This window comes from Luteibacter sp. (assembly GCF_036499525.1).
GTDB lineage: Bacteria > Pseudomonadota > Gammaproteobacteria > Xanthomonadales > Rhodanobacteraceae > Luteibacter.
The window spans coordinates 59,752-73,681 of record NZ_DASYDO010000028.1 but is presented as its reverse complement, the minus strand read 5'-3'; the positions used below and the strand labels follow the sequence as shown (position 1 = coordinate 73,681).

Annotated in this window: 10 protein-coding genes; 7 read left to right on the top strand and 3 right to left on the bottom strand. The window is 65.7% G+C overall.

The genetic code is table 11. The features are described 5' to 3' along the window. Positions 1-150 (bottom strand): PAAR domain-containing protein (locus VGM71_RS17645; RefSeq protein ID WP_414675098.1); only part of this gene is annotated, 150 nt, incomplete at its 3' end. Positions 151-421: 271 nt separating this feature from the next. Between VGM71_RS17645 and glnA the strand changes: the two genes are divergently transcribed. Together glnA and VGM71_RS06135 are read left to right on the top strand one after the other, a co-directional pair. Continuing rightward, positions 422-1,834, top strand: a complete 1,413-nt coding sequence (gene glnA / locus VGM71_RS06140) for a type I glutamate--ammonia ligase (protein ID WP_331543049.1) — start codon at positions 422-424, stop codon at positions 1,832-1,834. Between the two features lie 286 nt (positions 1,835-2,120). Further along, on the top strand, positions 2,121-3,257 hold the full coding sequence (locus tag VGM71_RS06135; protein WP_414675097.1) for an OprO/OprP family phosphate-selective porin: 1,137 nt from the start codon (positions 2,121-2,123) through the stop codon (positions 3,255-3,257). Between the two features lie 17 nt (positions 3,258-3,274). Here the strand turns inward: VGM71_RS06135 and VGM71_RS06130 are convergent, their stop codons facing one another. Continuing rightward, positions 3,275-4,972 (bottom strand): alpha/beta fold hydrolase, encoded by a 1,698-nt coding sequence (locus tag VGM71_RS06130; RefSeq protein ID WP_331543045.1) that lies wholly within the window; start codon positions 4,970-4,972, stop codon positions 3,275-3,277. A gap of 183 nt (positions 4,973-5,155) precedes the next feature. After that, positions 5,156-7,333 (bottom strand): glycoside hydrolase family 3 N-terminal domain-containing protein, encoded by a 2,178-nt coding sequence (locus VGM71_RS06125; protein WP_331543043.1) that lies wholly within the window; start codon positions 7,331-7,333, stop codon positions 5,156-5,158. A 339-nt stretch (positions 7,334-7,672) separates the two neighbouring features. On the opposite strand from VGM71_RS06125, the gene VGM71_RS06120 reads away from it, so the two are divergent. The 5 genes from VGM71_RS06120 (at position 7,673) to VGM71_RS06100 (ending at position 13,917) form a co-directional block, all read left to right on the top strand. Then, positions 7,673-8,437 (top strand): ABC transporter ATP-binding protein, encoded by a 765-nt coding sequence (locus VGM71_RS06120; protein WP_331543041.1) that lies wholly within the window; start codon positions 7,673-7,675, stop codon positions 8,435-8,437. Next, complete coding sequence (locus VGM71_RS06115) at positions 8,434-10,815, top strand: ABC transporter permease (RefSeq protein WP_331543039.1); 2,382 nt, start codon at positions 8,434-8,436, stop codon at positions 10,813-10,815. Before VGM71_RS06120 ends, VGM71_RS06115 begins: the two co-directional genes overlap by 4 nt. A 21-nt stretch (positions 10,816-10,836) precedes the next feature. Beyond that, positions 10,837-12,213, top strand: a complete 1,377-nt coding sequence (locus VGM71_RS06110; protein ID WP_331543037.1) for a sigma-54 dependent transcriptional regulator — start codon at positions 10,837-10,839, stop codon at positions 12,211-12,213. 34 nt (positions 12,214-12,247) lie between these two features. Beyond that, on the top strand, positions 12,248-13,576 hold the full coding sequence (locus VGM71_RS06105) for a sensor histidine kinase (protein WP_331543035.1): 1,329 nt from the start codon (positions 12,248-12,250) through the stop codon (positions 13,574-13,576). A 203-nt stretch (positions 13,577-13,779) separates the two neighbouring features. Beyond that, positions 13,780-13,917, top strand: coding sequence for a hypothetical protein (locus tag VGM71_RS06100; protein WP_331543033.1), 138 nt, complete (start codon positions 13,780-13,782; stop codon positions 13,915-13,917). Positions 13,918-13,930: the final 13 nt, after the last annotated feature.

Here is a 13,930-nt window from a genome sequence, read left to right as displayed (position 1 = left end):
CCCGACGCTGCCGCAGGCCGGACAGGCGACCGGGTCGCCCTCGGCCGCCGCCGGCTTGTCGTCAACGATCATGCGAGGGCTGCCTCCCGGCCTGATCTTTCCGCCGCTCGTCGTCGTGTCGCCTTCGCGGCAGGTATAGCGTCGATGCATCATCGTCCTCCGAAGGCGCACGGCATGTGCGCGGCAGGAAGATGACGATAGGACGTCAGCCGGGGGTCTGTCTCTGGGAGGATTCTGAAAAATCCGACGAAGTTTAGAGGCGTGGACACCTCGACATGCTCGCCGTCACCGATAGAGGGGTACCAACGGTTGCACAAAATTGGTGCAATTCACGGCACCAGGGGCGGCGGGTCTATCATGCCCCGGCCTGGCCCAGGATGGCCGTCGCCAACCGCAACCGCCCACTCCATTCGAGGTTTGTATGCCCGTCGCTTCCAAAGTGCTGAACCTGATCCAGGACGAGGAAATCGAGTTCGTCGACCTGCGCTTCGCCGACATCCTCGGCAAGCACCACCACGTCACGTTCCCCGCCCATGCCATCGACGAGAGCACGTTCGAAGACGGCAAGATGTTCGACGGTTCGTCGATCGCGGGCTGGAAGGGCATCAACGAGTCCGACATGGTCCTCATGCCGGATCCGGAAACCGCTCATCTCGATCCGTTCAGCGCGCACAAGCAGCTGATCCTGCACTGCGACGTGCTTGAGCCCAGCACCATGCAGGCCTACGGCCGCGACCCGCGCTCGATCGCGAAGCGCGCCGAGGCCTACCTGAAGTCTACCGGCATCGCGGATACCGCGTTCTTCGGTCCGGAGCCCGAGTTCTTCATTTTCGACTCGGTGCGATGGCAGAACGACATGGGCCGCGTGTTCTATGAAATCGGCTCGGAAGAAGCGGCCTGGGCGTCGCGCTACAAGTACGACGGCACCAACACCGGCCATCGCCCGGGCGTGAAGGGCGGCTATTTCCCGGTCAGCCCCGTGGACAGCCTGGGCGACCTGCGCGCCGACATGTGCAAGGTGCTGGAGTCGCTGGGCCAGGTGGTGGAAGTGCATCACCACGAAGTGGCCAATGCTGGCCAGTGCGAGATTGGCACCCGCTTCAACACCCTGGTGAAGAAGGCCGACGAGCTGATGACAATGAAGTACGTCATCAAGAACGTCGCCCACCAGGCGGGCAAGACCGCGACCTTCATGCCGAAGCCGATCGTCGGCGACAACGGTTCGGGCATGCACGTGCACCAGTCGCTGTCGAAGAACGGCGAGAACCTGTTTGCGGGCGACCTGTACGGCGGCCTCTCGCAGACGGCGTTGTGGTACATCGGCGGCATCTTCAAGCACGCCAAGGCCATCAATGCCTTTGCCAACTCCACCACGAACAGCTACAAGCGCCTGGTGCCGGGCTTCGAAGCGCCGGTGATGCTCGCGTACTCGGCACGCAACCGCTCGGCGTCCTGCCGCATCCCGTACGTGTCCAGTCCGAAGGGGCGCCGCATCGAAATCCGCTTCCCCGATCCGATGCAGTCGGGTTACCTGACCTTCACCGTACTGATGATGGCCGGTCTCGACGGCATCCTGAACAAGATCGACCCGGGTGCGCCGGCGGACAAGGATCTTTACGACCTGCCGCCGGAAGAAGAGAAAAATATCCCGCAGGTCTGCGCCAGCCTCGACGAGGCGCTGGTGGCCCTGGACAAGGATCGCGAGTTCCTCAAGGCGGGCGGCGTGTTCACCGACGACTTCATCGATGGCTACATCGCACTGAAGATGCAGGAAGTGACGCGCTACCGCGCGAGCACGCATCCGCTTGAGTTCCAGATGTATTACGCGATCTGATAACGATCGTTAGCGGTGAAGATAGAGGGGCGCTCAGGCGCCTCTCTTTTTTTGCCCCGGTGGTGTGACGCCGACGACCGTGCCACGGCTGAAAGCGATCGGTCCGGTCTTTTTTTAAAGACCTGGCGGACCCTGCCGATGACATGGGTGCAGCATTGAGTGGATTCTCAAGCGCGCTGTATAGTCATGTTCATATCGCTGCCGGTGCCGCCGGCACGCTTGAGAGGGGTCCACCTTGAAGAAGATCATCCTCGGCGCACTCGCGCTGATCGCGCCCACGTTTGCCATGGCAGCCGGTACGGCACCCAACGCCTACGACTGGCGAACCAACTGGCCAACCCACTATGTGTTCGCTGACGGCACGGATGTCGGTCTATCGCTGAAGTACCAGTACGACATGGACCGCTTCTCGCACGACGAGAGCACGTACGAGGATGCGAACACCAACCGCCGCAAGGAGTTCGGCTTCTTCGTCCGCAAGAAGGGCGTATACGACGGCACCGTGGTGTTCGACTTCCAGACGAAGACCTGGCTCGATGTCTTCTTCCGGATGCAGACCAAGGCCCTGTTTGGCAGCGATGCCGGTGCTCTCCGCGTCGGATTCATGAAGACGCCCGTCGGCTTCGAAGGCAATACCAGCACGGGCAGCACGTCGTTCATGGAGACCTCGCTGCCCATGCAGGCCATCTATGCGAGTCGCCGCCTTGGCGTGGACTGGGCGCTGACGCGAAAGGCCTACCTGCTGCAACTCGGCTACTACAAGGGCGGCAACCTGCAGGGCGACCTGGATGGCCGGATGATGGCAGCCCGCGCCGCCTGGACGCCGCTGAACAGCCCAGGCAACGTGCTCCATCTCGGTGGCTCGTACTCGCATGAAACCCCCGAAGGCAGCACGGATGGTCGCGGTCGGTACACGCCGCCGAACGTCCGCTTGCGTGCCTTGCCCGAGGCCGGCCTCGCCACTCAGCGCCTGATCGATTCCGGCGCGCTAAGCGTGGCCAGCCATGTCGACCGCATGGGCTTCGAGGGCCTGTGGATTCGCGGACCGTGGTCGGTGCAGGGCGAATACCTGTCCGCCAACGTCAAGCTGCAGGACAAGCCGACCTATGACGCCCACGGCTGGTATGCGTTCGGGAGCTGGGTCGTCACCGGCGAGTCGCGCGCCTACAACGCAGGCAACACCGGTGACGTCGTGCCGAAGGGGCCATGGGGTGCGGTCGAGTTCGTGCTTCGCTACAGCACGCTCGACCTTGACGACGGTCCCACGCTCGGCGGCACGGAACACGACTGGACCCTGGGCGCCAACTGGTACCTCACGAAGTTCCTGAAGCTGCAGGCCAACTACGTGCGCGCGACCAGTGACCGGCGCGACCTGCGCATCGATCCGCATATTTTCGAAGTGCGTGCCCAGGTCATGTTCTGAGTAGCCGAAACGCCCGGTCAAAACTCGTCGTGGCGCGGTGGTACAGGAGCGGCCACGGGTGCCGGTTCGCTGGCCGGTGGGGCCGGCGAGCCTGGCAAGGCATCCACGGGATTGTCGAAGGCGCCGTCGCAGGCGAGCACGCGGCTCGGCGAATCGGGAAACACCCCGGTGAGAAGATAGTGGGACGCTGTCGTCTCGATACATGACGACGTGTTGAAATTGAACACGCCGTGGAGACTGGATTGCCGCACCAGCAGCAGGCGCCCGTTGGCAAACCGGTCGAGGATACGGGCGGCACCCGCCAGCGGCGTCGAGGTGTCCTGGTCAGACTGGACCAGCAGGAAAGGCGGTACCCGTCCCATGGTGGAAAGCACTGGCGCGCGCGCGCTCCGGCCGCCCCAGCGTGTGCAGACCAGTTCCTCGAAAGTCTCGCCGCCGGTGGCACTGTAATAACGGGCTGCGTCCTGCACCGCCGTTCGCCGGATGGCTTGTTCGCTCCGGGTCCATTGCATGTCGTTGCAAGGCACGACTGCGCGGACGGAGTCGCCTTGGTGCGTGCTGGAGAACTCGGGCACCTGGGGCGAGGCGTAAATCGCCGATGCGAACCAGAGGGCGCTCCTGCGTATGCGGCCATCAAGCAAAGCATCGTTGCCAGTCAGAGGACGCTGCAGAAGACGCGTCATGGCTTCGAGCGTGGATGGATCGTCGGTACGAAGCAGGGCACCGACGTGCAGGGCGGCCGCGAGCTCCAGCGGCGATTGGATCCGGGCACGGACCTTGCGTATCCGCGCCGGCAAGGCATCGATTGCTGTGACGACAGCTTCTTTGTCGGTGCCCAGGCCGTAACGGGCGGTCTCGCGGAGCAGCGGCGTCACTGCCTTATCGAAGAACTCGCGATGTCGGGCATCCATGGCGGCACGGATGGCGGTACGGTAGTCGCCGGTGAAGTCCAGGCTCGAGTCGAGCAGCATGCGCCCGGTATGCTCCGGATAGATCGAGGCGTACCAGGCGCCGACCATTCCACCATAGGAAATGCCATAAAAATGGAGGCGTTCGTCGCCGAGGGCACGACGGAGCATATCCATGTCGTGCACGTGCTGCTCGGTGTTGATGTATCGCGCATGGGCAACCGCACCGCAGGCGTCCACGACGGACTGGGCCTCTTCGAGTACGAGCCTCCAGTTGTCGTCATCCAGGTTCGTGGGCAGGAACGCATAGCGGGCGGGCATGCCGGTCACGCAACGGAAGTCGCCGCTGCCGGTTAGGCCGCGTGGAATGACCGCGACGAGATCGTACCGTTCCGCCAGCCGCCGCTTGTTCACTTCGTCTGGATCGTCTGATTGGATGAGTGTCCAGCTTCTTGCCAGTGACATCAGCAGTTTCCCGGGGTGCGAACCAGGCCCGCCCTTGTTGAAGAAGATAGCGCCCTCGCGCTGGGCGGGTACGGCTGCGCTCACGCGGATGACACCAACGTCGAAGCGGCGTTCGTCCGGGGCCACGTGGTCCACTGGCGCCCTCATCGTGCCGCATTGCACGCGGCCGGCGAGAAGGTCCGATGGCTGTCCGACCCAACTCTCCGGGCAGTCGCCCCAGGCGATCTCGAGTGTTGGATCGAAAGGCATGACAGGAAAGGTGTGCGGCGTGCCGAAGACACTCCGCGTGACAAGGACGGTGAAGACGCCGGCGACGATGGCAAAGGTCCGGGGCGTGGTCATGTGATGGTTCCTGGGAGTGAGCGAGGCGACGATCCTACGTACGCAAGACAGCCGCTCCTATCGGTGCTCTCCCATATGCGTCCAGGTCTTGCCTTGACTCGCGTAAGGCGAACGCGTGTCACGTCACTCGTGCGAGAGACGCCGATTCCGGCCCGCACGTGTTGCAGGTGTACCGATGCCGGGCTATGCCGGAAGGAGCCGGAAGCCCGCCGCAACGCCTTCGGCCGAAGAACCCGCGATCCACACATCGAAAGAGCCTGGCTCGGCCTCGAAGGTCGTGCCGTCGCGGTGGGTGAAAGCAAGGTCGTGGCGGGCCAGTTCGAAAGTCACTTCTTCGGCGGCGCCGGGGGCGAGCAGGATCTTCCGGAACGCCTTCAGTTCGCGCACGGGCCGCACGCGGCTGGCGACGCGATCGTGGATGTAGAGCTGCACCACTTCCTCGCCGGCGACGTCGCCGGTGTTGGTCACGGTGGCGGTGACGACGATGGTTTCGCCCCAGCCCAGGCTTTCCTTCACCACGGGTACGCCGTACGCGAAACGCGTATAGCCGATGCCGTGGCCGAAGGGATACAGCGCCTCGAAGGTGACCTCGCGGTAACGCGACTTGAACGCTGGCGGCTGGTCGGCCAGTTCCGGCCGGCCGGTGCGCGGATGGTTATAGAAGTAGGGCTGCTGGCCGGCGTCCTGGGGGAAGCTCACCGGCAGGCGGCCGGACGGATTGTAATCGCCGAACAGCACGTCGGCGATAGCGGGGCCGGTCTGGCTGCCAAGGAACCAGGTGACGAGGACCGCATTGGCGTCGCGAACGGCCCCCGTCAGCGCGAGTGCGCGTCCATTCTTCAGCAGCACCACGACGGGCGTGCCCGTCGCGGCTACCGCCTCTGCCAGCGCCTGTTGCGCGGGCGGTACCACGATCTGCGTGCGCGACTGCGCTTCGCCGGAGTAGTTCTGCGGTTCGCCGATCGCCAGCAGTACGACGTCCGCGCGCTTCGCCGCGGCGACCGCCTCGTCGATACCGCCGTCGATGGCGTGTTCGATGCCCGAGCCTGCCACCACCTCAAGCGATGCGCCATCCGCCAGCCCTTCACGCAGCCCGGTCTCGATGTTTTCGTGGCGACGCTTGTCGCCGAACAGCGTCCAGCAACCTTCGAGGTGGTCGGTGTCGGGACCGAACGGGCCGATCAGGGCGACCTTCTGTCCTGCCTTGCGCAACGGCAGGGCGCCGTCGTTCTTCAGCATCACGATCGAACGGCGTGCGGCATCGCGCGCCAGCGCCGCGTGTTCGGCATCGCGCGAGCTGTCCGCTTCCGCGGCGGGATCGAGCGAACGGTAGGGATTGTCGAACAGGCCGATGGCGTCCTTCACCGACAGTACGCGACGTACGCTTTCGTCGAGAACGTCCATCGGCACGACGCCGGATTCGACAAGCCCAGGCAGGTGCGCGCCATAGAAGCCGCTCTGCATGCTCATGTCCACGCCAGCGAGGAAAGCGAGCCGCGTGGCATCGCGCGCGTCCTCAGCGAAGCCGTGTGCGATGAGTTCCATGTCGGCCGTGTAATCGGAAACCACGAGCCCGCGGAAACCCCACTCGCCGCGCAGGATATCGGTCATCAGTTCGCGATTGGCCGAAGCCGGTACGCCGTTGATGTCGTTGAACGCGCTCATGAACGCGAGGGCGCCCGCATCGAGCGCCGCCTTGAACGGCGGCAGGTGCACGTCGCGCAGGGTCTGTGGCGCGATGTCCACCGCGTTGTATTCCATGCCGGCGGCGACCGCGCCGTAAGCGGCGAAATGCTTCGGCGTGGCGAGCAGCGCGTCACCGGCCTTGAGGTCATTGCCCTGGAAGCCACGCACGCGTGCCGCGGCGAAAGCCGAACCGAGCACCACGTCCTCGCCGGCGCCTTCGGCGACCCGGCCCCAGCGCTGGTCTCGCGCGATGTCCACCGCCGGTGCGAAGGTCCACTGCACGCCCGCGGCCGTGGCCTCGATGGCGGTGGCGCGCGCGGTGCGCTCGGCCAGGTCCGGTTCGAACGATGACGCTTCCGCCAGCGGAATGGGGAAGACCGTACGCATGCCGTGGATCACGTCGGCGCCGAACAACAGGGGAATGCCCAGCCGGCTCTCTTCCACGGCCACGCGCTGCGCTTCGCGGCCTTCGGCCGCCCCCACGCCGTTGAACAGCGCGCCTACGCGGCCTGCACGGACCTGCTCCAGGACCTCCGCCGCACCACGCGCATTGACCTCTGGATTGATATCCGGTGCGAACGGACGCACGGCATCGGCGAACACGCCCAACTGGCCGACCTTCTCCTCGAGGGTCATGCGGGCGATCAGGTCTTCGATGCGGGAATCACGGTTCATGGTCGGGCCTTGGGACGAGGCGACGGCAGGTGGCACGTCAGGCGGGCAAGGATACTGGCATCGGATGGGCGAGTGGGCACGTAAACTCCGTTACACGTAAACGATTACGTCCTTGGGGCCCAGTCTCTTCACGAAGGTGAACCGAGGACTTGGCGCGACATCCCGTCCCACCCGTAAGCGAACGCGGCTGATGGCCGAATCGGCAATCGCTGCACGTGCGGAGGCTATCGTTATGTCTTTCCGGCAACATCGGGAAGTTTGCTGTGTGAGAAGGCTTCGCGTGCGACGACAAGGCATCGCGCTGCGCTAGGCTCGGGTGACTTGCATGGAGTTGCGGTAATGCAGGTTTCCGCCAAGGCACCGATCATCGAAATGCGAGGCATCGGCAAGGCGTTTTCCGCCGGATCGATTGAATGCCACGTGCTGACCGACATTCACCTGAATGTACGGCAGGGGGAATTCGTTTCCGTCGCCGGTCCGTCGGGCTGCGGCAAGACGACGCTGCTCTCGTTGATGGGATTGCTGGATCGTCCCAGCGGCGGTGAACTGCATTTCGGCGGACAACCCGTACATGACCTGGGCCGAGCTGAGCGTGCCCTGCTGCGCAACCGCCACATCGGATTTGTCTTCCAGGCCTTCAACCTCATCGAGGATCTCAGCGTTGCGGAGAACGTGGCCTTGCCGCTGTCGTTCCACGGAAAGCTCTCGAAGCATGAGCGGAACCGGCGCGTCCACGACGTATTGGCCAGCGTGGGCATGGCCCATCGAATGCGCCATTACCCGTCCCAGCTATCCGGAGGCCAGAAACAGCGCGTCGCCGTGGCGCGGGCACTGGTGGGCGATCCTGCCATCGTGCTGGCCGATGAACCCACCGGCAACCTCGACCTGCATAACGGTGAGATCGTGATGGCGCTCCTGGGCCGTTTGCACGCGGAGGGTCGGACGATCTGCATGGTGACCCACGACGAACGTTTCGGCGCCATGGCCGATCGCACCATTCGCCTGCTCGACGGACGCATCGTCGACGAAAGTACGTTCCAGCAACGCCACAGCGAGGCCGAGTCCGGCCTCGACGAGTATCGCCTCCACGAGTCGCTGCTGTGAGTCCGGCGACCGACGTCCTTCGCGCCGCGCAGGCGCTCGTCCGCCGTCCAAGCTTCCTCCTGCTGTCATCGGGGACGCTGGCACTCGGCGTCGCCGCCTTGGTGGGTACGTTCACGCTGGCGGATTCCCTGCTGCTGCGGCCACCGCCGTGGCCGAACCATCAGCGCGTGGTCGTCTACGGCGGGCGTACGCCGGGCGACGCCATGCGTGCGATGTCGCCGCGTCTCTACGAGGCCGTCGGCCTGCCCGCTTCACTGCTGTCGCGCGGAATCGCCCGCATGCCGGAGACCGTGAACGTCGTCGGCGGAGTACACCGCGAGCTGCTTCGCGCACGACGCGTCGATGCGGGGTTCTTGCCCACGCTTGGCATCGTGCCCCTCGACCAGAACCCGGGCGTGACTGCCGGCGACGGCGTGCTGGTGTCGCACGCGTTATGGCGCCGATGGCTGGCCGGTGAACCGAAGGCGGAAGGCCGGACGCTCCTCGTGGACGGGCGGCAGATGGCGGTGCGCGGCGTACTCCCCCCGGACTTCCGCTTCTTCGCGGACGTCGACCTTCTTCTTCCGCTCGATGCCGCGGCGAACGCCGCCGATACGGCGGAAAACATGACGGCCGTGGCGCTGCTCGCGCCGGGCCACGCGGCAGGCGAGTTCTCGGCGGACATCGTGCGAGCCGCCGGTCGCTACGCCGCGGCGCTTCACTTGCATGACGACGACCTGCACTGGTACGGCGCCACACCCGTCGACGAACTGGTGGCGCGGGGCGCGCGAACAAGCCTGTGGATGTTCGTCGCGTGTGCCTTGCTCGTGTTCGCCGTCGCCGGCGTGAATGTCTCCCACCTGATGTCCACGCGGATGTTCGGGCGCGTCCATGTAACGGCGCTGAAGATGGTGTTCGGCGCGAGAGGTTGGCAGCCCTGGCTGCCAGCGCTGACCGATGCGGTCGCCGTGAGCACCGTGGCCTGTGCTGTGGGCATCCCCGTGGGCACGGTGCTCGTCGGTTTGTTCAACCCATTCCTTCCGCGGGCGTGGCTGTCCTCGGCTGTCGCGCCGGCGCCGGGCTGGCGTGTCCTGCTGGCAGTCGTCGCGATGACGCAGGCCGCCGTCCTGCTGGCCACCGCGGGAGCCGCGATGAGGACGCGGGCAAGCCTCCTCAAACGCGAACAATCGGCCATGGGCGGATCGGCCGGCGTCGGCAGGACCCCTGGCCGCGCCCGTTCGACGACGGCACTCGTGCAGGTGGCGCTTGCAACACTGCTAGTGTCGTTTGGCGTTGCGGCTTCGTCGCGGGCATGGCGGCTCGCACGCGCGCCGCACGGGTTCGACACGGCGAATGCCGTGGTGGTGGAATTGCGCGTCCCCGCGCGTGCCTATCCTGAAGTGAGCGATGTCACCCGGCTGGCCGTTGCCGTCCGCACCGCCACCCTGCGTTTGCCGGGCGTGGACAGTATGGGATGGTCGACACAGCTTCCGGCCGGGCCGGGGTTCGTCATGCCCTACCTGCACCGGGACGGGGCGCCAGAGTTCATTCAATTCGGGCTGGCCACGCCCGGCGGGAACGAGGCGCTGGGTTTGCGCCACCTCGCCGGCCGCTCGTTCGACGAAGGCGACGGCCCGCAGGCCGAACGCGTCGCGATAGTGAACGAAGCCTATCTGCGCCACTTCATGAGCGACGGCGTGGGCGATGTGGTGCGGCCCGCGGGTTCACCGGAACAGAGCGCCCGCATCGTCGGTGTCGTCGGCGACACCTGGCGCGATGGCGAAAACAGGGCAAAACCCGCGATATTCCTGCCGCTTGCGCAGTCCAGCGCGGGCCGCTTCGCGCTGGTTCGCGAGCTGACGCCGCTGTATGCCGTGGTTCGCGGGGCGGCGGCGACCACCGTGGTCAGGGACGCCCTGCCGCGGATCGTAGACGACGTCGATCCCGGGCTGGTCCTTTCGCAGCCGACATCGCTCGACCGGATTGCTGACGCACTCCTCGCCACCGCGCGGCGCGACCTCATCCTCTTCTCAACACTGGCGGTGTTCGCGGCGGGCCTGGCGGCCGTGGGCCAGTATTCGGTGCAGGCTGTGGAGGTGGCTGCAGCGCGGGACGCTCTCGCCCTGCGCAGCGCACTCGGCGCCTCACCCGCGTATCTATCGGGGCGGGTATTCCGGAAGGCGCTGTGGGTCACCCTGGGCGGTATCGGCCTGGGCCTGCTTGCGACACATGCCTTGCAGAAGTGGCTCGATCCGCAGGTGGCGCTGCCAGGTGACGTCGGCATCGGGGTGACCGCGCTCGCCACGTTCCTGATGATCCTGGTCACGTTGGCGGCGGCATTCGTACCCGCGCGCCGTGCCGCGTCGGTGGAACCCTGGCGGGTGTTGCGCAGCGACTAAAGAGTGGGGAAACGCAAAGGTATGTTCAGAAGTCATGAAACCGCTGCACCGGTCCTCGTCGTGGACGACCATCCGGACATCCGGCTCGCGCTGCGTATCCTGCTGCATTCGGAGGGAATTCCTTCGATCGATGTCGGGTCCGCATCCGCGGCACTGGATGCCGTGGCGCGAACCGAGTTCGCCTGCGCCGTGGTGGATCTCAACTACGCGTCGGACACCACGTCGGGTCTCGAAGGCCTGGATCTGGTCACGCGGCTGCGCGAGGAAGCCCCGGAGCTGCCCATCGTGGCCATGACGGCATGGGGAAGCATCGAGATCGCGGTGCGCGCCATGCGCCTGGGCGCCTCGGACTTCATCGAGAAACCGTGGAACAACGCGCACCTCGTCCATACCATCCGCAGCCAGATCGCGCTGAATCAGATGGTGAACGAGAACCGGCGGCTGCGCGCCGAGACCGCGCTCGCGCGGCAAGGTGGCGAGATGCTGCGGATCGGCGAATCGTCGGCCATGCGTCGCGTGCTAGAGCTGATCCACCGGATCGCAAGCGGCGACGCGAACGTGCTGGTGCTCGGCGAGAACGGCACGGGCAAATCGCTCGTCGCACGCGAGATCCATGCACTGTCACCGCGCGCGGATCATCCCGTCATACGCATCGACATGGGTACGCTGCCGGAATCGCGCTTCGCCGAAGAGATGTTCGGCGAGGACAAGCCGGTGCCGCGGCCCGGCCGTTTCGAGCTGGCGCATGGCGGCAGCCTCATCCTCGAGGAGGTTGGCAACATCCAGCCACTCCAGCAGGCGAAGCTCCTGCGCGTCGTCGAGGAAGGCGAACTGGAGCGCTGCGGCGCCATGCGGACGCGCCGCGTCGACGTCCGCGTCATATCCACTTCGAACGCCGACCTCGATGCCGCCATACGCAACGACCGCTTCCGACGCGACCTGTTGTACCGGCTCAACGCCATGCAGGTACGCCTGCCTCCGTTGCGCGAACGCCAAGAGGACATCGTGCCCCTGGCGCGACATTTCCTTCTTCGCGAATGCCGCCGGCGCGGCCGTAGTGCGATGCTGTTCACACCTTCGGCCGAAAGGGCCTTGCGCGGCTACGACTGGCCGGGCAACGTGCGAGAGTTGGAGCACGCGATCGAACGCGCGGTGCTGCTGGCCGGCAGAGACGACATCGATGCCGACGCGCTGTCGCTCCAGCGGCGCAAGGACGAACCGGTGGTGCTCGACAGTCTCACCCTTCCCGAGGCCGAGGAGTTGCTGATCAGGCAGGCGCTCGAACGACACGACCACAACCTCCAGCGAGCCGCTGACGCGTTGGGCATCTCCCGCCAGGCGCTGTATCGCCGGTTGGAAAAACGCCGTGCCAGGGCCGGCCTGGAGTGGGTCGGCTGAGGGTCCGGGCACGCTGTCGTTTGGCAAGCGCAACTTGAACAACGATGCACCTCCGACCAGCTTTCATCTCGGCGCGGCGCAATGGATCGCCATCGTCCTCGTGCCGGTGACTGCCGCGGGGGCCGCGCTGGTAGCGATCGAAGGGTTGTCGTGGCCGGTGCGATTGGGCGTATTTTCCTTCGGCGCGGCGCTCACGCTCGCCCTGGCCTGGTTCGCGGGTCGCCATATCCTGGACACGCTCGACACGGTGTCCGACCTGCTTGGCGCCCTGCGCGAAGGAGACTACGGACTGCGCGGTCGCGTGCGTCCGGGCCGCGATCCGTTGCAGGGCCTGGTCACCGACGTGAACCTTCTTTCCGATGCGTTGCGCGAGGGACGCCGCAAGCGGACGGAAGCCTCGCGCTTCCTGGGCAAGACACTCACCGCCCTCAAGGATCCCGTGTTCGTCGCGGACGAAGAGGGGAAATTGCGTCTCATCAATCCCGCGGCACGCCAGTTGATCGGGGCCGAGCGGGCCCCGGTCGTGGGACGCGACCTCGCCTCGCTGGGCCTTGGCGAGGCGCTCAGCACGCCGGACAACACCGTATTCCACGGGCGCTTTCCTGGCGGCGAAGGACGCTGGGCCGTTCGTCGCGCCGCCTGGCGCAGCGATGGCCGCGAGCACCGCCTGATCATGCTGCGCGACCTCAGCGTGGCACTCGGCCAGGAGGAACGCCGCGCCTGGCAGCGCCTGATTCGCGTACTGAGCCATGAACTCAATAATTCGCTTACGCCGATCGCGTCCCTGGCGGGAAGCCTGATCACCTTGCTCGACGCGCGGCAGGTGGACAGTCTTCGCGACGATTTGCGCGTGGGCCTCGATGCCATCGAGCGGCGCGCAATCTCGCTCGCGCGCTTCCTGTCCGGATACGGCAAGCTCGCCCGCCTGCCGCCACCGCGCCCGCGGTCGTTTCGCCTCGACGTATCGCTGGCAAGGCTGGCATTGCTCGACCGGCGACTGGATATCGAGGTGCTCGGCGCCGAGCCCGTCACGCTCTACGGCGACGAGGACCAGCTGGCACAGGCCTTCATCAACCTCCTTCGCAACGCGGTGGAAGCGGCGCTGCCGGTGGGCGGTGGCGTGCGCCTGACCTGGTACGCGGAAGGACGGTACGTGTGCATCGTCATCGAGGACGACGGCGTGGGCCTGCCGGACAGCGATGCGCTGTTCGTCCCATTCTTCACCACCAAACCGGAGGGTTCGGGCATAGGCCTTAGCCTTACCCGGCTGATCCTGGAAGCGCACGCCGGCACGGTCGACCTGGTATCCCGTGCCGATGCACGTGGCGCCGTCGCCACGGTCCGCCTGCCCCTGTTTCCCTGAGTGGAACGGCGTCCGGACTTGGACACGTCTGTCCATTTCCGGACACTGCGGCGACCGTTTTCGATGTGCAACGTGAAGAAGCTTTGACTTTCGGCGCTTGGAGCGCCCGATTGGCCGGAATTCCCATTGCGATGGCGCGAGCGGCGTCCGTAAATTCGCCTGGCACGCAACGTGCGACGACCGTCAACGAATCGAGGAAACCGATGAACCGGATACTGGAACTGCAGCTCATGCAGCTCGACATGGCTGCGATGAACGAGACCAACGAAACCAATTACAGCACGTGCAGCAATCGTGCCTGCTCTACGGCGAACGGGGACGGCTTCGACGAACTGGCGTAATGGGTTTGGGGGT